This window comes from Bradyrhizobium sp. sBnM-33 (assembly GCF_032917945.1).
GTDB lineage: Bacteria > Pseudomonadota > Alphaproteobacteria > Rhizobiales > Xanthobacteraceae > Bradyrhizobium.
In genome coordinates this window covers 5,024,927-5,048,753 of sequence record NZ_CP136624.1, presented here as the reverse complement: position 1 = coordinate 5,048,753, position 23,827 = coordinate 5,024,927, and the positions used below count along the sequence as shown (strand labels likewise).

Annotated in this window: 27 protein-coding genes and 1 tRNA gene; 5 read left to right on the top strand and 23 right to left on the bottom strand. The window is 62.8% G+C overall.

The window, feature by feature from the left end:
- Positions 1-77: 77 nt before the first annotated feature.
- The 3 genes from RX328_RS23545 to RX328_RS23535 form a co-directional block, all read right to left on the bottom strand.
- Positions 78-242, bottom strand: coding sequence for a hypothetical protein (locus RX328_RS23545; protein ID WP_213255511.1), 165 nt, complete (start codon positions 240-242; stop codon positions 78-80).
- 194 nt (positions 243-436) lie between these two features.
- Complete coding sequence (locus RX328_RS23540) at positions 437-859, bottom strand: hypothetical protein (RefSeq protein ID WP_213255513.1); 423 nt, start codon at positions 857-859, stop codon at positions 437-439.
- A 110-nt stretch (positions 860-969) separates the two neighbouring features.
- On the bottom strand, positions 970-1,428 hold the full coding sequence (locus tag RX328_RS23535) for a hypothetical protein (RefSeq protein WP_213255515.1): 459 nt from the start codon (positions 1,426-1,428) through the stop codon (positions 970-972).
- 412 nt (positions 1,429-1,840) lie between these two features.
- On the opposite strand from RX328_RS23535, the gene RX328_RS23530 reads away from it, so the two are divergent.
- Positions 1,841-1,969 carry a hypothetical protein gene (locus RX328_RS23530; RefSeq protein WP_283772433.1) on the top strand — a complete coding sequence of 43 codons (129 nt, stop codon included), beginning with the start codon at positions 1,841-1,843 and terminating at the stop codon, positions 1,967-1,969.
- 32 nt (positions 1,970-2,001) lie between these two features.
- Here RX328_RS23530 and RX328_RS23525 read toward each other — a convergent pair.
- The 7 genes from RX328_RS23525 to RX328_RS23495 form a co-directional block, all read right to left on the bottom strand.
- Positions 2,002-2,079: transfer RNA gene (locus RX328_RS23525), tRNA-Pro, on the bottom strand.
- A gap of 88 nt (positions 2,080-2,167) precedes the next feature.
- Positions 2,168-2,722, bottom strand: a complete 555-nt coding sequence (locus RX328_RS23520; protein WP_213255517.1) for a MerR family transcriptional regulator — start codon at positions 2,720-2,722, stop codon at positions 2,168-2,170.
- A gap of 96 nt (positions 2,723-2,818) precedes the next feature.
- Positions 2,819-3,148, bottom strand: a complete 330-nt coding sequence (locus tag RX328_RS23515; RefSeq protein ID WP_028345713.1) for an integration host factor subunit alpha — start codon at positions 3,146-3,148, stop codon at positions 2,819-2,821.
- 131 nt (positions 3,149-3,279) lie between these two features.
- Positions 3,280-4,257, bottom strand: coding sequence for a beta-ketoacyl-ACP synthase III (locus RX328_RS23510; protein WP_213255519.1), 978 nt, complete (start codon positions 4,255-4,257; stop codon positions 3,280-3,282).
- Positions 4,254-5,300 carry a phosphate acyltransferase PlsX gene (gene plsX, locus RX328_RS23505; protein ID WP_213255521.1) on the bottom strand — a complete coding sequence of 349 codons (1,047 nt, stop codon included), beginning with the start codon at positions 5,298-5,300 and terminating at the stop codon, positions 4,254-4,256. Before plsX ends, RX328_RS23510 begins: the two co-directional genes overlap by 4 nt.
- A gap of 301 nt (positions 5,301-5,601) precedes the next feature.
- Positions 5,602-6,186, bottom strand: a complete 585-nt coding sequence (locus RX328_RS23500) for a YceD family protein (protein WP_213255523.1) — start codon at positions 6,184-6,186, stop codon at positions 5,602-5,604.
- Complete coding sequence (locus RX328_RS23495) at positions 6,183-6,734, bottom strand: ubiquinol-cytochrome C chaperone family protein (RefSeq protein WP_213255525.1); 552 nt, start codon at positions 6,732-6,734, stop codon at positions 6,183-6,185. The genes RX328_RS23500 and RX328_RS23495 overlap by 4 nt, the downstream gene beginning before the upstream one ends.
- A gap of 116 nt (positions 6,735-6,850) precedes the next feature.
- Here RX328_RS23495 and RX328_RS23490 point away from each other — a divergent pair, with 116 nt between their 5' ends.
- On the top strand, positions 6,851-7,327 hold the full coding sequence (locus tag RX328_RS23490) for an outer membrane protein assembly factor BamE (RefSeq protein ID WP_247510214.1): 477 nt from the start codon (positions 6,851-6,853) through the stop codon (positions 7,325-7,327).
- Positions 7,328-7,453: 126 nt separating this feature from the next.
- Positions 7,454-8,458: a Bug family tripartite tricarboxylate transporter substrate binding protein gene (locus tag RX328_RS23485; protein WP_213255529.1), complete on the top strand. Its 1,005-nt coding sequence runs from the start codon at positions 7,454-7,456 to the stop codon at positions 8,456-8,458.
- Positions 8,459-8,563: 105 nt separating this feature from the next.
- Here RX328_RS23485 and RX328_RS23480 read toward each other — a convergent pair whose 3' ends face one another.
- Entirely contained in the window at positions 8,564-9,001 is a 438-nt protein-coding gene (locus RX328_RS23480) for a cupin domain-containing protein (RefSeq protein ID WP_213255551.1), read from the bottom strand.
- 184 nt (positions 9,002-9,185) lie between these two features.
- Here RX328_RS23480 and RX328_RS23475 point away from each other — a divergent pair, with 184 nt between their 5' ends.
- Positions 9,186-10,667: a winged helix-turn-helix domain-containing tetratricopeptide repeat protein gene (locus RX328_RS23475; RefSeq protein WP_249727076.1), complete on the top strand. Its 1,482-nt coding sequence runs from the start codon at positions 9,186-9,188 to the stop codon at positions 10,665-10,667.
- A gap of 55 nt (positions 10,668-10,722) precedes the next feature.
- On the opposite strand, the gene RX328_RS23470 is transcribed toward RX328_RS23475, so the two are convergent.
- The 10 genes from RX328_RS23470 to RX328_RS23425 all read right to left on the bottom strand — a co-directional run bounded on the left by RX328_RS23470 (position 10,723) and on the right by RX328_RS23425 (position 20,247).
- Positions 10,723-12,843: a sodium-translocating pyrophosphatase gene (locus RX328_RS23470; RefSeq protein ID WP_213255532.1), complete on the bottom strand. Its 2,121-nt coding sequence runs from the start codon at positions 12,841-12,843 to the stop codon at positions 10,723-10,725.
- 323 nt (positions 12,844-13,166) lie between these two features.
- The gene (locus RX328_RS23465; protein WP_028345703.1) at positions 13,167-13,376 is read right to left on the bottom strand and encodes a cold-shock protein; all 210 of its coding nucleotides are present in this window, start codon (positions 13,374-13,376) and stop codon (positions 13,167-13,169) included.
- Positions 13,377-13,585: 209 nt separating this feature from the next.
- Positions 13,586-14,578 (bottom strand): thiamine-phosphate kinase, encoded by a 993-nt coding sequence (thiL, locus tag RX328_RS23460; protein ID WP_213255535.1) that lies wholly within the window; start codon positions 14,576-14,578, stop codon positions 13,586-13,588.
- Positions 14,571-15,062 (bottom strand): transcription antitermination factor NusB, encoded by a 492-nt coding sequence (nusB, locus tag RX328_RS23455; protein WP_213255537.1) that lies wholly within the window; start codon positions 15,060-15,062, stop codon positions 14,571-14,573. The genes thiL and nusB overlap by 8 nt, the downstream gene beginning before the upstream one ends.
- A 2-nt stretch (positions 15,063-15,064) precedes the next feature.
- The gene (ribH, locus tag RX328_RS23450; RefSeq protein WP_213255539.1) at positions 15,065-15,556 is read right to left on the bottom strand and encodes a 6,7-dimethyl-8-ribityllumazine synthase; all 492 of its coding nucleotides are present in this window, start codon (positions 15,554-15,556) and stop codon (positions 15,065-15,067) included.
- A gap of 160 nt (positions 15,557-15,716) precedes the next feature.
- Positions 15,717-16,325 carry a riboflavin synthase gene (locus tag RX328_RS23445; protein ID WP_213255541.1) on the bottom strand — a complete coding sequence of 203 codons (609 nt, stop codon included), beginning with the start codon at positions 16,323-16,325 and terminating at the stop codon, positions 15,717-15,719.
- Positions 16,325-17,476 (bottom strand): bifunctional diaminohydroxyphosphoribosylaminopyrimidine deaminase/5-amino-6-(5-phosphoribosylamino)uracil reductase RibD, encoded by a 1,152-nt coding sequence (gene ribD, locus RX328_RS23440; RefSeq protein ID WP_213255543.1) that lies wholly within the window; start codon positions 17,474-17,476, stop codon positions 16,325-16,327. Before ribD ends, RX328_RS23445 begins: the two co-directional genes overlap by 1 nt.
- A complete protein-coding gene (gene nrdR / locus RX328_RS23435) occupies positions 17,473-17,955 on the bottom strand; it encodes a transcriptional regulator NrdR (protein ID WP_171581976.1) in 483 nt (160 codons plus the stop codon). The genes ribD and nrdR overlap by 4 nt, the downstream gene beginning before the upstream one ends.
- Positions 17,956-17,982: 27 nt before the next feature.
- A complete protein-coding gene (gene glyA / locus RX328_RS23430) occupies positions 17,983-19,293 on the bottom strand; it encodes a serine hydroxymethyltransferase (protein ID WP_213255545.1) in 1,311 nt (436 codons plus the stop codon).
- 318 nt (positions 19,294-19,611) lie between these two features.
- Positions 19,612-20,247 carry a glutathione S-transferase family protein gene (locus RX328_RS23425; protein WP_213255547.1) on the bottom strand — a complete coding sequence of 212 codons (636 nt, stop codon included), beginning with the start codon at positions 20,245-20,247 and terminating at the stop codon, positions 19,612-19,614.
- Positions 20,248-20,477: 230 nt separating this feature from the next.
- Here RX328_RS23425 and RX328_RS23420 point away from each other — a divergent pair, with 230 nt between their 5' ends.
- Complete coding sequence (locus tag RX328_RS23420; RefSeq protein ID WP_317258494.1) at positions 20,478-21,548, top strand: IS110 family transposase; 1,071 nt, start codon at positions 20,478-20,480, stop codon at positions 21,546-21,548.
- Positions 21,549-22,744: 1,196 nt separating this feature from the next.
- On the opposite strand, the gene RX328_RS23415 is transcribed toward RX328_RS23420, so the two are convergent.
- Together RX328_RS23415 and RX328_RS23410 are read right to left on the bottom strand one after the other, a co-directional pair.
- Positions 22,745-23,320, bottom strand: coding sequence for a histidine phosphatase family protein (locus RX328_RS23415; protein ID WP_213251963.1), 576 nt, complete (start codon positions 23,318-23,320; stop codon positions 22,745-22,747).
- A 15-nt stretch (positions 23,321-23,335) separates the two neighbouring features.
- Positions 23,336-23,824: a hypothetical protein gene (locus RX328_RS23410; RefSeq protein WP_213251964.1), complete on the bottom strand. Its 489-nt coding sequence runs from the start codon at positions 23,822-23,824 to the stop codon at positions 23,336-23,338.
- Between the last annotated feature and the right edge of the window lie 3 nt (positions 23,825-23,827).

Sequence of the window (23,827 nt, the reverse complement as noted above, 5' to 3'; positions counted from 1 at the left end):
CAGGTGGGAGCTGCCGGTAAAGCTGCCCGCGAGACGGGCGGCTCGATTGTCTCGCAGGCGTTTTCGCGCCGCGGAATTTACTCCGCGGCCTCGCGCGAGCCGCCCAGCGCGCCCAATCCCTCCAGCGCCTTGCTGATCGCGGCCGCAGCCTTCGACCGGTTGTGACAGCCAATTAATGTCGGAGCAGCGTTTCTAGCGCCGGCGTCGACGGTCAGATCGACGACGACCCATTGCGAGTCCATGCAGGGCACGCTTCACACCTTTTGGGCTGATCGTCTCGGGTCAGCGCTTGCAGATGTCGCGGGTTGCTTGCTCGCCGCGCATGACCTGCATTATTTCGGCCGGTGCAGAACTGCCGAAATCGGCACCCACGAGCGTACCGTAGCGACGGTGGTTCTTGAGCATGAGCAACAAGCGATCGCTGACATTTTCGATGTCACGTGCGTCGCTGGCTAATATCGCCGGCTTGCCCCGCGGAAGCGCCGGTCTGCTTCGCGTGGGCAAAGAACTTCGTGGTGGCTTCTACTGCCGCTGCGCGGTTATCGGCGTCGCAGAGTTCGCGATCGTCCTGCGCATAAATGCAGTCCGCCAACTCTCCCCATTTGATAGCCACAGAAACTGTCCGGTATTCGGATCTCGAATCTTCTGGCTTGCCAACCAAGGTGGAAATGTTCGCCTGCATGGTGCCGGCCTTCAGGATGAAATATGCAGCACTTGGCTCCATCTTCATCGCGTCCGGACCGACGTCCACTACGCGGAAAATGCAGCGCCGCACGACCGGCGCGACTTCCGGCCGGCCGAGGCGATTGGCGTCGGCGAACAACGAAACACTAGGCCCGACCGAGACGAAACCCGACATCGCACTCGATACTTTCGGGGCCTAGATCCACCCGCCGACCACGAGGATGCCTCCGACGAAGGCCAGGATGAGGGTGAGAACCTGACGGATCAATTTTCAAGCTCCCGCTGCTAAGCCCTGGGGCAGTTGTCGGTCGCGCCCTTGTAGCGATCGAGCATCGGCTTCATCGCTGCGGGCACGCTCCAGCCGAAATCGGCCTTGATCAGCCGGCCATTGCCAGTGTCCATCATCAGTGCGGCATTGATCGCACGGTTGCGTGGACTGTCCCAGAGATCCCTGACCGTGGACATTTCGGATTCGCCATATCGCTTGGCGGTATTCATCATCTCATCGAATTTCGCAAAATAGCGACTGATGTAATCGACGATGTAGGCGCGATTGTCCCGCTCGCAGATCGCGTTCGGATGCGTGACGAGATAGCAGTTCAGCGCCGCCGTCATTTCTTTCGCGCTGGTGAGGTCGCGCCAATCGACGCGATGCTTGTCGGTCGAAAGCTTCGGGAGCTGCCCGTCCCTTTCGGGGTGTTCAAGCGCCGGGTAACACGCTCGCGTATCTTGGCCGCTTTCCATTCGCCCATGCGGTCGCCGCCCGGCAGGTAATCTCCGGAACGGCCCAGGACAAAATAGTTGATCAGGTTAACGCCCAGAAACATGCCGCCCAAACAAAGGCTGCACGCATCAAGAAATTCATGACCCCACGCACCTGCAGAGGTTGCAATCCGCTCTATATAGCGGCGTCCGGATGTGCCGAGAAGGTTGGTGCCGGTTAGATCTGCCGGTTGGGTTAAGCTGGACTTACTTTCCGGGAAGTTGCCAGCATGCCAAGGACGCCGGGCGTCTCCGGCCTGTTGGAGATGCGCAGGTATCGAGCTTGGTCATGAAAGCCACAGATATTTCGCGGCCCGCGTAGCTTGAACCTTGAGCCCGCGGCAGCGACCTACATACCGGAGGCAGTATCAATAAAACAAGACAGGAGGCCGCCGTGACCCAGTGGCGCGATTCCATGGTCGATCGACCGGAAACGGATGGTGCGACCTATTTGACGGGCTGGACAGTCAGCGGAATAGCTGTGCTAGGCGCCATTGTTGCCGTCTGGGTTCTCGGCATCTAGCAGCGATTAAAATCGCTATCCGTGAAAATGAATGGTCGGAGCGAAAGGATTTGAACCTTCGACCCCTAGTCTCCCAGACTAGTGCGCTAACCGGGCTGCGCCACGCTCCGATGCCGTTCCATTAGCTGCGATCAGCGCCCGGCGCAAGGCAGGAGAGCGGCCCCATTGCGGCCGGCAGGCTGCCGGTTCCCCGCCCGCTCAGCCGTCCTTCAGCGCGTTGTCCAGCAATTGCTTGCAGGCGATCAGGTCCTGCAGCACCCGCTCCAGGCGCTCGCGGTCGGCGTCCGACGGGCCCGGCTTGGCCCTCGCAAACGGCAGCAAAATGCCGTCGTCGTCGGTGTCGACGAAGCGGTAGTCGATTTCCTTCTCTTCGGTCTCGTAATCCTCGTCATCGGCTGCGACGGTCGGGACCTCGCCCTCATCGGGCTCCTGCAGGCTGAGGCCGATCGCCTCCTCAACGGCGCCGAAGGTGACGGCTGAGGTCTGGTCGGCAAGGCCCTGCACCGATTTGATGCCGTGCTCTTTCAGGATCCGCTGCACGCCGCGGATCGTGTAGCCCTCGCCGTACAGCAGACGGCGAATGCCCTTCAGCAGGTCGACGTCGTCCGGGCGGTAGTAACGCCGCCCGCCGCTTCGCTTCATCGGCTTGATCTGGGCAAACCGCGTCTCCCAGAACCGCAGCACGTGCTGGGGAATGTCGAGTTCTTCAGCGACTTCGCTGATGGTGCGGAACGCATCCGGCGCCTTGTCCAAGTGCCAGCTCCTCTCAACTTAACTCGTTGGTGAAGACGCGGTACTCGCCTTGCTACGCAGCCGTGTTACTCGATCTCGCAGTCTCTATTAATCGGATTAATCGGTCTTGCTTTCGCCGTTGCCGGGCGTGTGGCCGTTGATCCGCTGCTTCAGAATCGCCGACGGCTTGAACACCATCACGCGACGCGGCGAGATCGGCACTTCAGTACCGGTCTTCGGATTACGTCCGATACGCTGACCCTTCTTGCGCACCATGAAGGAGCCGAACGACGACAGCTTCACCGTCTCGCCCTTCTCCAGGCAATCAGTGATTTCTTTCAGAACGAGCTCGACAAACGCGGAGGATTCCGTTCGCGACAGACCCACCTTCTGGTAGACCGCCTCGCACAAATCGACGCGTGTGACTGTTTTTCCGGTCCCGGTCATCGCCTGCCCCGCACTCTCGGCGAACAATTTATTCCCTGAAATTATGAGGTTAGCACGCAATGGTCAACAGCGACCATCATGCAGAAGCATGGAACAGCACTACAATTTTAGACGGTATTTTTGCGCTGCGCCTACCAGCGCACCAGCGCGGAACCCCAGGTGAATCCGCCCCCCATGGCCTCGAACAGCACCAGATCGCCCTTCTTTACCCGCCCGTCCTTGACGGCGACCGCAAGCGCCAGCGGGATCGACCCAGCCGACGTATTGCCGTGCAAATCGACGGTCAGCACCACCTTCTGCGGCGCAATATGAAGCTTATGCGCCGAAGCATCAATGATTCGCTTGTTCGCCTGGTGCGGGATGAACCAGTCGATGTCCTCCGCCGTCGTCCCGGTCGCATTGAAGGCGTCCACGATCACGTCCGTGATCATGCCGACCGCGTGCTTGAACACTTCGCGGCCCTCCATCCGGAGATGGCCGACGGTCTGCGTCGTGGACGGGCCGCCGTCCACGAACAGCTTCGACTGATGCCGGCCGTCCGAGCGCAGATGGGTCGTGAGCACACCGCGATCGGAAGGCAAACCCGGTTGGTCCTGCGCCTCCAGTACGACCGCGCCGGCGCCGTCGCCGAACAGCACGCAGGTGCCGCGGTCGTTCCAGTCGAGAATGCGCGAAAACGTCTCCGCACCAATCACCAGCGCGCACTTGTAGGCGCCGGAGCGCAGGAAATTGTCGGCGGTGGCGAGCGCGAAGACGAAGCCGGAACACACCGCCTGCAGATCGAAGGCGGCGCCATGGTGGATACCAAGCCCGTTCTGGACTGCAACCGCGGTAGCCGGAAAGGTGTTGTCCGGCGTCGAGGTCGCGAGCACGATCAGGTCGATCGCCTGGGCGTCGAGACCGGCGTGTTCCAGCGCCGCGCGCGCGGCGTTGATCGCCAGATGCGAGGTGAACTCGCCTTCGGCCGCGATGTGGCGCTCCCGAATGCCGGTACGCTGCACGATCCACTCATCCGAAGTATCGATTCGGGCCGCCAGTTCGGCATTGGTCAGCACCTTCTGCGGCAGGTAAGAGCCGCAGCCCAGCACCACCGAACGTTTCGCAGTCACGAGACAGCCTCCTGCGCGGTCGGTGCCAGCGCACTGCCGTCGCTCTTCATCATCTGATTGATCTTGGTGAGGAGATCGCAGCGGACCATCTCATAGCCAACATCGACTGCGTAGGCAAAGCCTTCGGCGGAGATTCCGCCATGGCTTTTGACAACCACGCCTTTCAGGCCGAGCAGCACACCGCCATTGGATTTGTTCGGATCGAGCTTGTCCCGCAGCGCCTTGAACGCGCTGCGGGCGAAAAGGTAGCCGATCCGGGACAGCCAACTGCTGGTCATGGCCTGGCGCAGGAAGTCCGCCATCTGGCGCGCAGTCCCCTCCGCGGCCTTCAACGCGATGTTGCCGCTAAAACCTTCCGACACGATCACATCGGCCGCGCCCTGGCCGATCCCGTCGCCCTCGACGAAGCCGATATAATTGAGCTGCGACGCGCGCAGCAGCTCGGCGGCCTCGCGGATTTCCTCGTGGCCCTTGATCTCCTCGACCCCGATGTTGAGGAGGCCGACAGTCGGCCGTTCCCGGTTCAACAGCACGCTAGCCATTGCGCTGCCCATCACCGCCAGCGCCACGAGATGGTGCGCATCGCCGCCGATCGTGGCGCCGAGGTCGAGCACGACGGAATCGCCGCGCGCCGTCGGCCACACGCCGGCAATGGCCGGACGATCGATCCCTTGCATGGTGTGCAGATGGAAACGCGCCATCGCCATCAGCGCGCCGGTATTGCCCGCGGAGACCGCCACGTCGGCCTCTTTTTTCTTCACCGCGTCGATTGCAAGCCACATCGACGACGTCTTGCGGCCGCGGCGCAGCGCCTGGCTTGGCTTGTCGTGCATGCTCACGGTGACGTCGGTATGGATCACGCGCGACGCCTTTCGCAGCGCCGGGTATTTCGCGAGTTGCTCGTCAATCTGCTTGCTGTCGCCGTAGAGCAGGAATTCGCTGTCGGGATGCCGCTTCAACGAGATTGCGGCGCCGGGAATGACGACCGATGCGCCGACATCGCCGCCCATGGCGTCAAGCGCGATTCGAACCTTTTGCGGCATGAACGTCCCGGAAACCTGATCTCTTGCGGCCCTCGTAGAGCGCGGCCGCACACTGGAATGGCACCGTTAGGAGGTGCTCGGCGAAACGCAACACCGCGCCTCCGCCGGGCCGCGACAATAGCGTGTCCCCGGCCCGACACAACCTCTTGACCACTGTCTTTTGGCGAAAGCGAAGCGGTGTGGCCCGAAGGCAAGAATAAGAAATATATTCAGATAATTCAATGCCTTATTGAGGAGTCCTAGCGAGATATCGCAGCTACCTCAAACCGAATGCGGCTTCGTAGACTACTTTAACCGCCGGCTACTTGCCTTTGGGCTTCCTGGTGCCGGATTTCTTCGGTGCTGGCTTCAACGCCTTGAGCGCCGCGAATGGGTGATCCTCGGGATCGGCGGCTTCAACCATCGGCTCAAATACGGCGCCGGGTTTGCGCGGATATGGATCGACCGCGAGATACAAGGCATCGGTGGCGACCCTGCCGAGATCAATCATGCCATTCTCGATCGGCTCAGGCGGATCGGGTGTTTCCTCGTCGCTCTGCTCGGCGTCATCGACCAGCGCGGCCATCTGCGGGATCTGCTCGGGCGGAGCGAATATCAGATCGATCGGCTCGTCGATGTCGTTCTCGATCTCTTCCAGCGTCACCACGCAGGTCTGCCCGATCCGCGCCCGCACATGGCCGGCCACATGGAAGCGGCCGCCGCTCTTTGGCGTCACGTCGAAGGAAGCCTGCACCGATAGTACCGCGCGCAAGTCGCCCGTGTCGGCCACGGCTTTGCGGGCGGCCTGATCGGCCTCGATGTCGCGATGGAGGCCCGTCTCGGGGATCTGCGCCACCGCAACGGGAACAGGCCACGGGTCGGGCTTCTCTGTGCCGGCCTTGCTCATTGCTGCGCGCCTGCTTTCTCCGGCGAGGGAAACTTGCCCTGGCCGCTCACCAGGGTCGCCTCGTCGAGGCTGTCGAGGCCTGCCATTGCCGCCTCGGCGTAGGCGGCAAGCAGTCGGGCCTTTTCGATGTTCTCGCCGTTCAGGATATTCTTGCAGATCGCTTGCGCCAGGGCCTCGCGGCCCTCGGTCAGCGCAAGGTCATAGGCCGCGGTTCGGCCATAGAAGGCTTCGCCGAAGGCCTGCATGCGCTTCGGCACCGTGAGGTCTCCGACCCCCATCTCGCGCAGATTGTCGTCCATATCGTTGCAAAAATGATCGAACAGTCCCTGCGACAGGGCCGCTCCCCCCTCGACCGATTTCAGCCGCCGCAAGACCAGCCATAAATGCACTAGAAGCAGGTCAAAACGGCCGTTAACCGTGTCCGGAACCCCAAAGTCCCGGTAAAACAACGGTTCTCGCGCCTGCGTCACGATCATGCCATAGATGGCCTCGATGGTGCCGCGCAGCGGCGTCCGGGGTTTCCTGAAGTGATTGAACGGCCAAAGCATTGTGGGTTCCGTCTGCGAGCCCTCCCGGGGCCGCGCGTGTTGCAATCCAGCGTGCTGCCCGGTACGTCAACCCACCGCGCGATGCAAGAGGACGGCGAATCCCTGAGATGACCGAAATGAGCCACCTGAGCGCCCGCGTATCCTCGCCGCGCCGCCTGACCGCACGCCAGCGCGGTTTTCGCGCCGCCGCAGCCGTCGCACTGGTCTGCGCCGCGCTCGCCGGATGCACCGGCGAGCAGTTCCAGAAGGGCTATATCCTGCCGCCCAACGCGCTGGAGCAGATTCCGATCGGCGCCAGCCAGGACCAGGTGCTGATCGTGATGGGAACGCCATCGACGGTCGCGACCTTAAACGGCGAGGTGTTCTATTACATCTCGCAGCGCTCCGAGCGCAAAGTCGCGTTCATGAACCAGCAGGTCGTCGACCAGCGCGTGATCGCGATCTATTTTGACAAGAATCGCCAGGTGACGCGGCTCGCCAATTACGGATTACAGGACGGTAAGATCTTCGACTTCATCAGCCGCACCACGCCGACGTCCGGCCAGGAGCTCAGCTACCTGACGCCGCTGTTCAAGTTGCTCAGCTTTAATTAGAGCCCGGTCAGTTCTGATTCACTCTGTTCCGTGGCGCGGAAATCATGCGCCACGTCGCCCGCTTGCTCTCTGCATGCGCGCTGCCTACGCTTTCCTGCAAACAATGATTCAGCAGGGAGTGAACTTGTGAAGATTAAAGCTATTTCTCGACGCCGCGTTTTGACCGGAGCTGCAGCCGTTTCAGCGGCAGCGATCTTGCCGCGCTCAAGCTTCGGCTCCGACTGGCGGCCGACCGAGACCGTGCGCCTCATCGTGCCGGCGGCACCAGGCGGCACCACCGACGTGATGGGGAGGTTGCTGGCCGCACATCTGCAGAAGGCGTGGGGCCAGTCCGCGGTCGTGGAAAACCGTTCCGGCGGCGGCGGCACCATCGGCACCGCCGAAGCCGTGCGCAGCAAGGGGGACGGACACACCATCCTCGTTGGCAATCCCGGCCCCAACGCGATCGCCTACAGCATCTTCCGCAACATGCCCTACAAGGCGGATCAGTTGCAGCCGGTTTCCAACTTGATCCGGATTCCAAATATCGTGTCGGCCCATCCGTCGACCGGCATCAAGTCGATCGGAGAACTGATCGCCTATATCAAGGCCAATCCGGACAAGCTCACCTATGCCTCGTCCGGCGTCGGACAGAGCCCGCACCTCACCGGTGCTTGGTTCCTGCAATTGACCGGCCTGAAGATGGTCCATGTGCCGTTCCGCGGCGCCGGCCCGGCGCTGCAGGCGGCGCTTGCCGGCGATATCCAGATCCTGTTCGACAATCTCTATCCGACGCTGCCGCAGGTTCTGGACGGCAAGCTCAATGCTCTGGCGGTGACTACGCCGGAGCGTGCCGCGCTGGCGCCCAACGTCCCCACCATGCGTGAGAGCGCACCGGAGCTTGCAAAATTCGACGTCTCATCCTGGTTCGGCATTTTCCTGCCGAAGAGTGTGCCCGCCCCTGTCCTCGACGCGCTCAACAAGGAGATCAAGGTCTTCCTGGAGCGCGATGACATCAAGGACCAGATGGCCAAGATCGGCGCACGCACCGATTATGGGACGCCGCAGCAGTATTCCGACTTCCTCCAGGCGGAGACGACGAAGTTCGGCGACATCATCAAGCGCGAAGGTCTGCAGATGGACGCGGGCTGAGCGCCAGACGTCTCATCCAAATCAAAACCCCGCGGCTCGCACCGCGGGGTTCTTTTTCGATCAGCCTCTCGCCGCGCTCAGTGCGCCAGGATCGCCAGCAGCCACTCACGGCACCCGCTCGTCCATCTCCGGCCGCATCACCACGCTCTCCCGCGCAGTCGCCTCGTTGCGTGATCCCACGAAAACCGACGGCGTGGCGGCGCGATTGACCGCAACGTGCAGGACGCCCGCCGGAATGTAGATGTAGTCACCAGGGTGCACCTTTTCACAGTGCTGTAGCTGGTCGCCGGTCCAGATCTCCAGCTCGTCCCCGCTCATCATGTAGAGCGCCGTCTCATGATGCTCGTGGACATGGGCTGTGGTGCGTCGGCCGGCCGGCAGCGTAATGATCCCGAGCCAGATCATTTTCGAGCCGACAGTCTCCGCGCTGATCCCCGGCTGATAGTCAGAACCCTGCTCGGCGCGGTGGCCGGCGCTTCCCTTCACGACGAACCCCTTCCCGCCAGCTGCCGAGTCCACGCCGTGCCGTTCCCGTACGATCATGTTGCTCATTTTCATCTCTCCGGTTCGGGTTTTTACCCAACATGCGCAAGATCACTTGTCTGGACGGCCGCAGTCTCAAAGATTGGTCCGAAAAATTCCAAATTCTTCCAAACCCCGGTAAGCTCGCCGCATGCCCAGCGCGCCCTTCATGTTTGGCCCGTTCATGCTTGATATGGATCGCGGAATGCTGTCGCGGGACGGCCGACCGGTTGCGGTCGGCCAAAAGGGCCTCCTGCTGCTGCAGGCTTTCCTGCAGTCGCCCGGCAAAATCCTAGACAAAGCGAGCCTGATGGACGCTGCCTGGCCTGGCGTCGCCGTGGAGGAAAGCAATCTGTCAGTCCAGATCGCGGCGCTGCGCAAGCTGCTCGGCACCGCGAAGGATGGCTCCGAATGGATCACGACCGTCCCGCGTGTCGGCTACCGGTTTGCTGGGCCGGTCGCTTCTCGGGCGCAGAGCGCCACACCGCAGCGCGCTGAGAGCGATGCCCAGTCGCGCCCCTCTATTGCGGTTCTGCCTTTCGGCATCATTGGCGAAGCCGACAAGGAATATCTCGCCGATGGGCTGACCGAAGATATCATCACGGCGCTATCGCGGTTTCGCTGGTTCCGAGTCATCGCGCGCGGTTCTGCCTTTATTTTCAAGGGTAAGCAGATTGATGTGCTGGAAGCCGCTCGCGAGCTTGGCGCACGTTACGTGTTGCAGGGAAGCGTTCGCCAATCCGCCCTTCGGCTGCGCATTACGGCTCAGTTCATCGACGCGAGCGACGGCAGCAATGTATGGGCGGAGCGCTACGATCTCGAGATGGCGGACGTCTTTGCGATCCAGGACGAGATCGCTGAGCGGGTAGCGGGTGCGATCGAGCCCCAGCTTCTCAAAAGCGAATCCTACGTTGCGGCCATGCGGCATACCGGCAACATGACGGCGTGGGATCTGGTGCGTCGGGGAATGTGGCATTTCCACAAGGTCAGCCGCGACGGCCACCTGGCGGCGCGAGCGCTCTTTCGCCACGCTTGTACAATCGACCCGGACTTGCCGGAATCACACATCTGGCTCGGGCGCGTCAGCGCCGGGATAATCGCGTACGGCTGGAGCGACGCGCCCGGCGCGGACAGCAAGGAAGGCGTGGATGCCGCCGCGCACGCGATAGCACTCGATCCGAGAGATCCCTATGCGCACTACGCCTTCGCCATTGCAAACGCATACAGCAATGCGCCGCTGGTAGCTGTATCGGCAGCCGAGAAAGCGATCGCATTGAGCTCGAGCTTTGCATTAGGGCATCTGGTTCTCGGCCTGGCCCGTCTGTTCGCGGGCCTGGCACGAGAGGCAATCGAACCGCTTGAGCATGGCCTGGCGCTAAATCCGAACGATCCGCAAAATCTCACTTGGTACAATCTGCTCGCCTATGCACAGCTTCTCGCCGGAGAAGCCGAGCGTGCCCTTTCGACCGCCAACACGGTGCTCGCCATTCGCCCGACGTTTCGTCCGACACTGGAAACGCTCGCATGCTGCCATGTCGCGCTCGGCAAGGTGGACGATGCACGGCGCTGCGCAAGCCGCATGAACGAGTTGACAGGGCCCGAGAGTCATTTCCTCGCGCCGCTAAAGCAACTGCATCCAGAATGGGACGAGCAGATATCGCAGATGCTCGACCGGGCTCGCGCATGAAAAAACCCCGCGGCTCGCACCGCGGGGTTTTCTTTTTCGACAAGCTTGTCGCTGCTCAGTGCGCCAGGATGGCCAGCAGCAACAGCGCCACGATATTGGTGATCTTGATCATCGGGTTGACGGCGGGACCCGCCGTATCCTTGTAGGGATCGCCGACGGTGTCACCGGTCACGGCGGCCTTGTGGGCGTCCGATCCCTTGCCGCCGAAATGGCCGTCCTCGATATACTTCTTGGCGTTGTCCCAGGCGCCGCCGCCCGAGGTCATCGAGATCGCCACGAACAGGCCGGTGACGATCACGCCGAGCAGCATGGCGCCGACCGCGGAGAACGCCGCCGACTTCCCGGCCGCGCCGCCGCCCGCGATCGCGTAGATCGCGAAGTAGACGAAGATCGGCGACAGCACCGGCAGCAGCGACGGAATGATCATTTCCTTGATCGCAGCCTTGGTCAGTAGGTCGACCGCCTTGCCGTAATCCGGCTTGTCGGTGCCCTGCATGATGCCGGGCTTCTCGCGGAACTGGCGCCGCACTTCCTCGACGATCGCGCCGGCCGCACGGCCCACGGCTGTCATGCCCATCGCGCCGAACAGATAGGGCAGCAGGCCGCCGAACAGCAGACCGACCACCACGTATGGGTTGTTGAGCGAGAAGTCGGGCAGCACACCCTGGAAGTACGGATGCTTGGCAGAGTTGGCGATGAAGAACTTGAGATCTTCATTGTAGGCCGCAAACAGCACCAGCGCGCCGAGACCGGCGGAGCCGATCGCGTAGCCCTTGGTGACCGCCTTGGTGGTGTTGCCGACCGCATCCAGCGCGTCGGTCGATTTGCGGACTTCCTTCGGAAGGCCCGCCATTTCGGCAATACCGCCGGCGTTGTCGGTGACCGGACCGAAAGCGTCGAGAGCCACGATCATGCCGGCGAGCGCAAGCATCGTCGTGGTCGCAATCGCGATGCCGAACAGGCCGGCAAGGCTATAGGTGATGAGGATGCCGGCGATGATCACGATCGCGGGCATTGCGGTCGATTCCATCGAGATCGCCAGACCCTGGATCACGTTGGTGCCATGACCCGTGACCGAGGACGACGCGATCGACTTCACCGGGCGATAATCGGTGCCGGTGTAGTATTCGGTGATCCAGATGATCAGGCCGGTGACGGCGAGGCCGACGATGCCGCATTGGAACAGCGCCAGGCCCGTGTACTTCACGCCCGCCAGTTCGCCGAAACCGATCAGCCAGTGGATAACGGCGGCAACGCCGAGCAGCGACAGCACGCCGGTCGCGATCAGGCCCTTGTACAGCGCGCCCATGATGGATTGGCTGGCGCCGAGCTTGACGAAGAAGGTGCCGATGATCGAGGTGATGATGCAGACGCCGCCGATGGCGAGCGGCAGCGTCATCATCGGCACCAGCAGCGGCGAGGTCGCGAAGAAGATCGCGGCGAGCACCATGGTTGCGACAGCGGTCACCGCATAGGTCTCGAACAGGTCGGCCGCCATGCCGGCGCAGTCGCCGACGTTGTCGCCGACGTTGTCGGCGATCGTGGCCGGGTTGCGCGGATCGTCCTCGGGGATGCCGGCCTCGACCTTGCCCACGAGATCGCCGCCGACGTCGGCGCCCTTGGTGAAGATGCCGCCGCCGAGACGGGCGAAGATCGAGATCAGCGAGGCGCCGAAGCCGAGCGCGACCAGCGCGTCAACCACGACACGGTCGTTGGCCTTCAGGCCCATGAACTGCGTGAGATAGGCGAAATAGATGGTGACGCCGAGCAACGCCAGACCCGCCACCAGAAGACCGGTGATCGCACCCGCCTTGAAGGCCAGTTCGAGGCCGCCGGCCAGCGATGTGGTCGCCGCCTGGGCGGTGCGCACGTTGGCGCGAACCGAGACGTTCATGCCGATGAAGCCGGCGGCACCCGACAGCACCGCGCCGATCAGGAAGCCGATCGCAACCAGCATGCCGAGGAAGTAGGCCAGCAGCGCGAAGATCACGACGCCGACCATGGCGATCGTCATGTATTGGCGGCGCAGATAGGCCTGCGCGCCTTCGGCAACCGCCGCCGCGATTTCCTGCATGCGCGGATTGCCCGCGTCCGATTTCAGAACGGAAGACGTGGCCCAGATGGCGTAGACAATCGAAAGCGCTCCGCAGAGCACAATCACCCACAATGCTGTCATTGAATTTGCCTCAGTTTTTTGTTCGTTCCACCCCCGCGCCGTCGCCGCGGTCGCGGCGGACGCATAAAAAGGAGGCCTTCCCTGCCCAGAAGGGCGGCCTCAAATCGGGCCGGACCATGCCAAAATCGCCTCTCCGGCGCAATGTCACGGAAGACGAAAACCGTCGATTTCTGAAAGGAATCACCCGGAATACGTCCAGCCGACTGGCACCGGGACATCGGGCATTAGGCCCGGCCAAAATACAAGAGCCCGCTCAACCCCAGGGGGATCGAGCGGGCTCATTAGCCATTCCAGTACATCCGTGAAACGACCGTTTCGAGGCCTTAGACCAGCGACAGGTTTTCCGCGCTTACCTTGCCCCGCATCTTGTCGGTCTTGAGTTCGAACTGAACCTTCTGACCTTCGGCCAGCCCGCCAAGGCCGGCGCGCTCGACGGCGGAGATGTGCACGAACACATCCTTGCTGCCATCGCTCGGCTCAATGAAACCGAAACCTTTTTGACCGTTGAACCACTTCACTGTTCCTGTAGCCATTTTCTCTTCTCCAAAGCACATAGGCTTTTCATTCCACGCGGCGATCGCGCAGATTCAAAAATCCAATCTCGACGATGTCTCTGGAAGAAGCCCCTTAAGGAGCGCGTTCAAACAGGCACGGCGCTAATCGAATGCGCTACAACCTATAGGTTTTCAGCGAAATTGCAATGGCCGGCAGGAAATAAAGCCGACGGCATGATGCGAGGGCTTCAAAAATGGCTGTAGGATAGCCGTTCCAGCACGATTTCCTTGCCGTCTCTGTCGACGAACTTCGGAACTGAACTCCCTGCGATGATCGTTCCGATGGAACTAAGCGCAACTTTTGCGCGCTGCGCGGAAGCTTCGAAGGCTTCAACATGCTCTTCCGGAATCGTGCAGAGGATTTCGTAGTCGTCGCCACCGGTGATCAATGTCTCCAGTCCGACAATGCCACGCGACACCAATCCCCGCGCTGCGCCGGACAACGGCACCTGCTCGAGATCGACCACAGCGGATACGCCCGACACGCCGCAGAGCTTTGCCAGATCGCCCGCCAAGCCATCCGATATATCCATTGAAGCACTGGCGTATTCGCGGACGATCTCGGCCATCGCCACCCGCGGCTGCGGCACGCGATAACGCCCGACCAGCATCTCCCGCGCGGCTGTATCGGCGGCCGCATGCAATTTCCCGCCGCGGAGGATGGCCAGCCCCAGCGCGGCATCGCCGATCGTGCCCGTCACCATCACGCGCTCGCCGGGTTTGGCGCCACTGCGATGGACCATTTTGCCCGACGGCACGCGGCCGAATGCGGTCACCGAGACCATCAACGGTCCGGGCGTCGATACGGTATCGCCGCCGAGCAGCGGACATGCGAACTGCCTGATGTCCTCGCTCAGCGCCGCGGCGAACGGTTTTAGCCAGGCCTCATCCGCACTACGCAACGCCAACGTCAACACGAATCCGGCCGGCGTCGCGCCCTTCGCGGCGAGATCGCTGAGGTTCACCCGCAGTGCCTTACGTGCGACCGCATCGGGAGGATCATCGGGCAGGAAATGCACGCCCTCGACAATGGTATCCGTCGTCACCACGATGTCATCGCCGGACGGCTTCAGCGCCGCAGCGTCGTCGTCGAGACGGAAGGCGCCGGGGTCGGTTGCAAGCGGCCGGAAATAGCGCGCGATCAGCCAGTCCTCGCCGGACACTGGTTTGCCGCTAGCCACGCGTGAACTCGTCGGCGCGGAACTGGCGCGCGATCTGGTCGAGCACGGCGTTCACCATCCCGGTCTCGTCCTTTTCAACGAAGGCGTGCGCGACGTCGACATATTCGGATACGACCACCCGGCCCGGCACGTCCTTGCGATGCTCGAGCTCGTAGGAGCCGGCGCGCAGCACCGCGCGCAAGATCGCGTCGATCCGCTTCAACGGCCAGCCCTTCTGCAACGCGTTGTCGATCAGAGGATCGAGCCTCGCCTGGTCGCGGACTACGCCCGACACCACGTCGCGGAAGAACGCAGCTTCCGCCGGCAGGTATTTCTCGCCCTCGACCTCGTTGCCGAACCAGTGGCTTTCGAACTCGGCGAAGATGTCGTTGATGCCCGCCCCCGCGATGTCCATCTGATACAGCGCCTGCACGGCGGCGAGCCGCGCCGCGCCACGGCGGTTGGCTTTCTTGTCGGGAACTTTGGCGGACTTCTTCTCTGCCATCGTTAAGCCTTTGCCAGCCGGCGTTTGATCCGCAGCATCGCCAGCGCCGCGCGCGCGGCGTCGCCGCCCTTGTTCAACTCGCTGGCGCGCGCCCTCGCCCAGGCCTGCGCCTCGGTATTGACGGTAATGATGCCGTTGCCGAGCGGAACCTTTCGCGCGACCGCAAGGTCCATCAGGGCGCGGGAGGATTCGATCGAGACGATCTCGAAATGGATGGTGTCGCCGCGCACCACACAGCCGAGCGCAATCGCCGCGTCATAGGGCTTGCCGTTGCGGTCGGCGGCATCGAGCGCGATCGCGATCGCGGCCGGAATCTCCAAGGCGCCGGGCACAGTGATGACGTCATGCGTCACGCCGGCGGCTTTCAACTCGGCGACGGCACCTTCCAGCAGCGCGTCCTGGATGTCATCATAAAACCGCGCCTCGACGATCAGTGCGCGCGCGCCTGTGATGTCGGTCTGGTCCTTCAGCGGTGCGCGCCGTGCGTCTGCCATCAACTATCTTCCGTCTTGCTGGTCCTCATCCTGAGGAGCGGCTTCCTGGCCGCGTCTCGAAGGATGGGTTACTGCCGGGCCTCATGGTTCGAGACGGCGCAAGTGCGCCTCCTCACCACGAGGGGTTGGGCCGGCGTTTTAAGCGCCGTATGCCACCCTGTCACTTCATTTCCGACAGCCGCGCCGCATAGCGCGCCATCAGATCGACCTCGATGTTGACCTCGCTGCCTGCTGCCCAGCCACCAAGCGTGGTGACGCTGAGCGTGTGCGGGATAATCAGCACCGAAAATGTGACATCCTCGACCGTATTCACCGTCAGCGACACGCCATCCAGCGTCACCGAACCTTTGGCGGCGATGAAGCGGGCCAGCTCGCGCGTGGTGCGCAGTTCAAACCGGGCCATATCGGGCAGATCGTCGCGCCTGACGATGGTGGCGACGCCGTCGGCGTGGCCGGCAACGATATGACCGCCGAGTTCGTCGCCGATCTTCAGCGCCCGCTCCAGATTGAGTCTGGTTCCTTTGGTCCAATGCTTTGCCGTGGTCATGCCGAGCGTCTCGGCGGCGGCATCGACGTCGAACCAGGTCTTGCCGCCTTCGACGCCGGAAGCCACCACCGTCAGGCAGACGCCGTTGCAGGCAATCGAGGCGCCGTCGGCAATGGTCGTCTGATCGTAGCGGCAGGCGATTCGCATGCGGTGCAACTGCCCCTGCGCCGTTGGCGTCAAGGCGACAATTTCGCCGATGTCGGTGACAATTCCGGTGAACATTAGGCGGGCTCGTAAACAGTCAGGATATCTTTACCGAGTGGTTCGCTAGCACGTGTCTTGAACGCGGACGACCCGGTGAGAGTCGACAGCGGCAATGCGTCCAGCGCAGGAATGCCGTCAGCGCCTACCTTATCAGGGCCGCGCAGCAGCCAGATTTCATCAACCAGGCCGCTCGCGACGAAGGATGACGCTACACGCGATCCGCCCTCCACCATCAGCCTTGTGATGCCCTTGTCGGACAGCGCGTGCAGCACCGCTGATAGATCCAGCCACGGCGGCTGCGCGGTAGCGGCAACGCGCATCACCTGCGCGCCGGCCGCGCCGAGTTTCACGGCCGCCGGCGCCTCGGCAAAATCCGAGGTCATCACCCAGAGCGGCGTCTGCCGCGCGGACTGAACGAGCTTGCTGGTGCCGGGTAGCCGCAGCGCACGATCCAGCACCACCCGCACCGGCGACCGCGCTTCCATGCCCGGCAGGCGGCAGGTCAGATGCGGATCGTCCGCCAGCACGGTGCCGATCCCGACCAGGATGGCGTCGCATTGCGCACGCAGCAGATGCACCCGCGTCTTCGCGCCCTCGCCCGTAATCGCAACGGGCTTGTGGCCGGCAGCAGCGATCTTGTCGTCTGCGGAAACCGCGAGTTTCAGGATCACATGCGGGCGCTTGTCGCGGATGCGGCGAAAATGGCCGGCGTGATCGCGCGCGGCTTCCTGAGCGCCGAGCCCGACATCGACCGCGATCCCGGCCGCGCGGAGTTTTGCATGCCCCTGCCCGGCCACCTCCGGATTCGGATCCTCGATCGCTGACACCACGCGCGCAATGCCCGATGCGATCACGGCGTCGACGCAAGGCGGCGATTTGCCGAAATGCGAACAGGGCTCCAGCGTGACGTAGAGCGTCGCGCCCCGCGCCGCCTCGCCGGCACGCTTTAGCGCCTCCGGCTCGGCATGAGGCCGCCCGCCCGGTTGAGTCCAGCCTCTGCCGACGATGACGCCGTCCTTCACCACGACCGCGCCGACGGCCGGATTTGGCCAGGTCCGCCCCAGTCCGCGCCGGCCGAGCGACAGCGCAAGCTGCATGAAGCGCTGGTCCGCCGCTTTGGACTCCCTAATCTTCTGCCCGTACTGGTCTTCCAGAATGCGGAAGATCATTTGCGCAACGTGGCGATCCGCGCTTCGTCCTCGCCTGAGAGCTCGCCGAGCACGGCCTCAAAATCCTTGGCCTCGCGGAAGTTGCGGTAGACGGAGGCGAAGCGCACATAGGCGACATCGTCGAGCTGGCGCAGATGCTCCATCACGATCTCGCCGATTGCCTCCGAGGACACTTCCGCCTCGCCGCCGCTTTCGAGCTCACGCACGATCGCCGATACCATCTTCTCGACCCTTTCAGGATCGACCGGGCGTTTACGCAGACTGATTTGCAGCGAGCGCACCAGCTTGTCGCGGTCGAACGGCACGCGGCGGCCGTTGCGCTTGATCACGGTCAGTTCGCGCAACTGCACCCGCTCGAAGGTGGTGAAACGGAAGTTGCAGGCGATGCACACCCGCCGCCGCCGGATCACAGCCGAATCCTCAGTCGGACGCGAATCCTTCACCTGCGTATCGAGACTGTTGCAGCTGGGACAACGCATCCAACGGGACCTTTGATTAGCGAGACCTTACTGATAGATCGGGAAGCGGTCGGTGAGTGCCTTCACGCGTTCCTTGATCGCGGCTTCGACCAGCGGCGCCTTGCCGTCAGCCGATTGCGCCAGCGCGTTGAGCACTTCGGCGATCATGCCGCCAACCTGCTTGAATTCGGCCACGCCGAAGCCGCGCGTGGTCGCCGCCGGCGTGCCGAGACGCAGGCCCGAGGTGACGAACGGCTTTTCGGGATCGAACGGGATACCATTTTTGTTGCAGGTGATCGCGGCGCGCACCAGCGCCTTCTCGGACACGTTGCCCTTCAGGCCTTTGGGCCGGAGGTCGACCAGCATCAGATGGTTGTCGGTGCCGCCGGAGACGATGTCGAGGCCATGGCCGCGCAGCGTTTCCGCCAGCGCCTTGGCATTCTCGACCACGTTCTTCGCGTAAACCTTGAAGTCCGGACGCAGCGCCTCACCAAACGCCACCGCCTTGGCGGCGATGACATGCATCAGCGGGCCGCCCTGCAGGCCCGGGAAGATCGCCGAATTCAGCTTCTTGGCGAGCGCCTCGTCGTTGCAGAGGATCAGGCCGCCGCGCGGGCCGCGCAGCGATTTGTGCGTCGTCGTGGTGGTGACGTGGGCGTGCGGCACCGGCGAGGCATGGACGCCGCCGGCAACGAGGCCGGCGAAATGCGCCATGTCGACCAGCAGATAGGCGCCGACGCTGTCGGCAATCTCGCGGAAGCGCTTGAAGTCCCAGGCGCGCGAATAGGCCGATCCGCCAGCGATGATCAGCTTCGGCTTCACCTGCTCGGCCTGCTTCGCCACCTCGTCCATGTCGATGAGTTGGTCCTCGCGCCGCACCGTATAGTGCGCGGCCTTGAACCACTTGCCGGACATGTTGACGGGCGAGCCATGGGTGAGATGGCCACCGGCAGCGAGGTCGAGGCCCATAAAGGTGTCGCCGGGCTGCAGCAGCGCCAGGAACACCGCCTGGTTCATCTGGCTGCCGGAATTGGCCTGGACGTTAGCGAAGCCAGCGCCGAACAGCTTTTTGGCGCGCTCGATCGCCAGCGTCTCGGCGACGTCGACCCATTCGCAACCGCCATAGTAACGCGCGCCTGGATAACCTTCCGCGTACTTGTTGGTCATCACCGAACCCTGCGCTTCCAGCACGGCCCGGCTGACGATGTTTTCCGAGGCGATCAGCTCGATCTCATGCCGCTGACGGCCGAGTTCGCCCTTGATCGCGGCAGCGATTTCCGGGTCGGCCTCGGCGAGCGTGGCCGTGAAGAACGAGTCGGGCGCGGAGGCGGTCTTGGCGCTGGAGGGCGATGAGGTCATTGGCGAAATATCTCCACCGCCGCAGGCCCTTAGGGGTGAAGCGGACGGGTCTGGTGTGGCGGTCGAAAGAAGCGCCTGCGAGATACCACATCGGCCGGAATTGGCCAAGCACTTGCGGTACAGGGCTGATATTTATGCAAGATATGGTGGGGATGAACGGGGCGCCAAGGCCTCTCCGTGTCCCGGACGCGGTGCAGCGCCCCTGGCGGTGCGCCGCAGAGCCGGGACCGACTTTGCCGCGAGAAAGCTGGATCCCGGGTCTGCAGCGCACCATTCGCTCCGCTCATGCTGCGCTGCGCCCGGGACACGGATAGCCCCTCACGCAAACCGGTACGGCCCGCCCTTGGCGACCGAGCGCTGGAACGCCGGCCGGGCATGCATGCGTTCCAGCCAGGCCGCCAGATTCCGATATGGCCCGAGCCTGTCGAACACTTTTGCCATTTCGCCGACAAAGCTCATCTGGATGTCGGCACCGGTCAGCGACGCCCCGACGAAGAACTCCCGCCCGTTCAGCGCGCGGTCGATATAGCCAAGGTGGTTCGCCAGTTCGCTGTCGATGCGCGGATGCAGCGGCGCGCCCGCCTCTTTCAGCCGGCCGACATAGAGGTTGAGCATCAGCGGTAACATCGCGGAGCCTTCGGAATAGTGCAGCCACTCGTTGTAGGCTTCGTAGTCCGCACTGCCCGGCGCCGGCATCATCGCGGGTTTGTCTTTTCCCTGGCCGTAGCGGCGGATGATGTAATCGACGATGGCGCCGGATTCGGCGATGGTCATGTCGCCGTCCGTGATGACGGGTGATTTGCCGAGCGGATGAACCTGTTTCAACTCCGGCGGCGCCAACCGCGTCTCGGCGTTGCGCTGATAACGCTTCAGCTCATAGGGCGTGCCGACCTCCTCCAGCAGCCACAAAATTCGCTGCGAGCGGGAGTCGTTGAGATGATGGACGGTGAGCATGGGTTTTCCTCTGGTTGTTATTGCGTGGCGAGAGGTTTGCTTGAGAGTGTCATGGCGATCGAAGCGACTTATCCGCCGCAGCTTTAGCGAAGGGCGGAAGCAATCCATAGCGCCGCGTGGGGATAGATGGATTGCTTCGCTGCGCTCGCAATGATGGGGTGGACGGCCCCCGAACGGCATCGATGTGCCAGACTGGCGATGCTGAGTCGAACCAGACAAGGGGACCGTCCATGACGAAGATTAGCACGATTGGGTTGGATCTGGCTAAGAACGTGTTTCAGGTTCACGGGATTGATGCATCGGGAAGGGTTGTGCTGAGGCGGCAGCTCAGGCGGGCTGCCGTAGAGAAGTTCTTTGCGGGGTTGCCACCGTGCCTGGTTGGCATGGAGGCTTGCGGGAGCGCACATCATTGGGCCCGGGTGATCAGGCGCTATGGCCATGAGGTGCGACTGATGCCGCCGGCCTATGTGAAGCCCTACGTCAAGCGCAACAAGAACGACGGCCGGGATGCGGAAGGTGTCTGCGAGGCAGTGGGCCGGCCGACGATGCGCTTTGTTCCGGTGAAGAGCGTCGAGCAACAGGCCACGCTGGCGGTTCATGGCACACGTGCCTTGCTGGTTCGCCAGCGGACGATGGTGGCAAACGCCTTGCGGGCAGCGCTGAGCGAGCTCGGGATCGTGGCCGCGCAAGGACATCAGGGGCTGTGTGAGCTGATGGCCAAGCTTGAGGAGCCGAGCGAAGAGATTCCGGAGATGATGCGATGTGCTCTGTTGATGCTGGCGCAGCACTGGCAGGCGCTCAATGCCGATGAACGCGTGCTTGAACGGCAGATCGCGAAGGCTGCCAGATGCGATCGGGACGCGCGCCGGCTGATGGAAGTCCCAGGCGTCGGCCCGATCATCGCCAGTACGGTGTTGGCCAAAGTGCCCGATGCGAAGGTGTTTCGATCCGGTCGGGACTTCGCCGCCTGGATCGGGCTCACCGGCAAGGACCACGGTACTGGCGGCAAGCATCGCTCAGGGCGTATCTCCAAACAGGGAGATCGTATGTTGCGCGCGCTGCTGATCAGCGGAGCCAGCGCCCATCTGCGGCAGCAAAAGAGGCGCGGCGTCAGCGACCCGTGGCTGCGCGATCTTTTGGCGCGGCGGCCTTACAAGGTCGCCATGGTGGCGTTCGCCGCTAAAGCCGCGCGCATCCTCTGGGCCATGCTGAGCAAAGGAGAAGTTTACCGAGACCGCGCGAGCGCGCCGGCTGCTGCCGCGCTCGCGCTCATCCCTATCGGAAGGGCAATTAAGGTGTGATGGCAAATGGTCAGGAAACCAGGATCGAAACACTCCGACACGTCATCGCGCGTCACAGCGCGCCGCAATGATTGGAATTCGATCCGCGATCTCCATCAGGGCCCGCGGTCAATGGCCGCTTCTCGAGGCCGTATACATGACCGCTCCCCGATCCATTGCCGAAGCACCAAAAAGCCCTTGCCGAGAGGGGGCCGTCCATACATGACGTGGAGATAGCGAAGCAGCACAAGATCGTCATCCCCGCGAAGGCGGGATCCAGTACGCCGCGGCTTATCGGTTCAATCACTGCTGTCTCTGGAATACTGGATCCCCGCCTTCGCGGGGATGACGACTGAATATGAGGTGGCATTCTCGCGACGCATCTCGCCCGAGGTTTGCTCTCAACTTCCCACCCTCTCCAATCAGAGGGCGCAGGGAAGACCGGGTGCTTGCTGCACCCGCGGTCTCGTGTGCGATTTGCGCAAACAAAAGTGCACACGAGCATACAGGTACAGCGGGAGCATCCCGGCCTTCCCTGCGCAATGGCTTTACGGCTTACTTCGTGCTCTTCCCGGTGAACGGCTTTCTTGCCACCGTCGCCCCCGAGAAGCTTCGCTTCTCCTGGACTTAACGCCAGCACCGCGGCGCCAGAACCACACGACTTCGCCGTATGCTTCCTGCGCCTACGTCTTGCGCATTCCGCGTCCATCGCATCTCACCGCACGTTCGTGACGATCGCGAGCCGCCCCTCAATTGGGTGAGACGCACGGTATATGTGACTGATTTGCTTCCCGGTGAAAGCGGAGAATTTTTGCGCGAGTGGCTGGACACAACATCTAGCTGATTTGCCTGCCGAGCAGCGCGAGACCTTTGCCGGCCGCGGCATGAACCAGATCACATGCCAAGGTTGCAACCGAGCTTATAACCCATGCGGGGCTGACAGATGGATTTCCCGACATGGAAAGTTCACTCCCACCGAAAAAGCGTCAGGCCAATTCGCGACGCTGGCTGATAACGGCCTTCCTGATCTACGGTACGATGCTCGCGGGTCTTCTGGAATTCATCGTGACTTTCCCAAATGCCGCCAATGAGACATCGGCGAAAATGCACGCACGACAACGGCGACCAAACCGGTGCGATACGAAGGCGTGATCGCCAACTGGAACCGCTATCGCGCAAAAGACGCGCGGGCGGAGGCGCGCTAATTCGAACCGGTCTCAATCGAGGAGCAGGCGGCCGGCAGGCTCAATGCGATCGCTGCCGCCTTTGACGACGACGATCTCGCCGCTGGCCGGCGAGACGCCGGTGAGCGCCGAAATGTTCGCGCCGTGCGTCACGATGAGGAGATTTCCGCGCGACGTCCATTTGGCGATGCGCGCGCGGGCGCCTGCCGTTAGCGCCTCTCGTTGATCGCGCAGCACCACGACATTGCCGAATGTCGCCTCGGTCTCGACAGTCCCGAGGTCCAGCAATTTGGCGGTGTCAACGCATCGGCACCACGGCGAACTCAGGATCGTTTCAAACGCAACCCCTTCCCGCTTCAGCCGCGCGCCGATCTTGTCGGCGTCCGCCCTCCCCTTGGCGCTCAGGTTGCGCTGGGTGGCACAATCTTCAACGCGGAAACCGGGCGGATCGCCGAAGCCGCCCGGCGCATCGGCATGCCGCATCAGCGCGACATGCCCGCCCGCGCGCAGCGCCTTCCAGGCGTTGGCGGCTTCGTCGGCGGTGGCGATCTCCGCCGAACCGAACAAACCGAGGAAGAACGCGAAGATGGCGAAACGAATGCAGGACATGGCAAAGCAGCCTTGCTAGAAATACGCAATCAGGCGCCCCGCGCAGATGACGCCGAGCCACAGCAGGATCGATAGCAGTGCAGTCACCTTGGCTGCGCCGGACGCCTTGTCCCCCCACTGCCCAACGTGGCGCCATGGGATGGCATGCGCGATCACGACGTTGATCAGCGCCGCACCGATCAAAAGCAGCTTGGCCTGGAACGCGGGATTTTTCACGACATGCGAAGCATCGGCGCTGAACAGCAGAAAGCCCATGCTGATCGCGAGCACAAAGCCTGCACACGACACCGGCAACAGCAATTGCGCCATCGGTTGAATGGCAATCGTGCGCCCGAGCCCCAGCAGCCTCAAATCGAGCGCCAGGATCGATCCGACCAGGATGACGAAGCCGATAATGTGCAGAATCTCGACCGCGGGATAGAGCGCAGGCGAAGAGCGCATCGCATGGCCCAGCGCGCTTTCCTGTAAGCCCAGGAATATCGATGCGGCCGGCTGGTGTTCCACTTG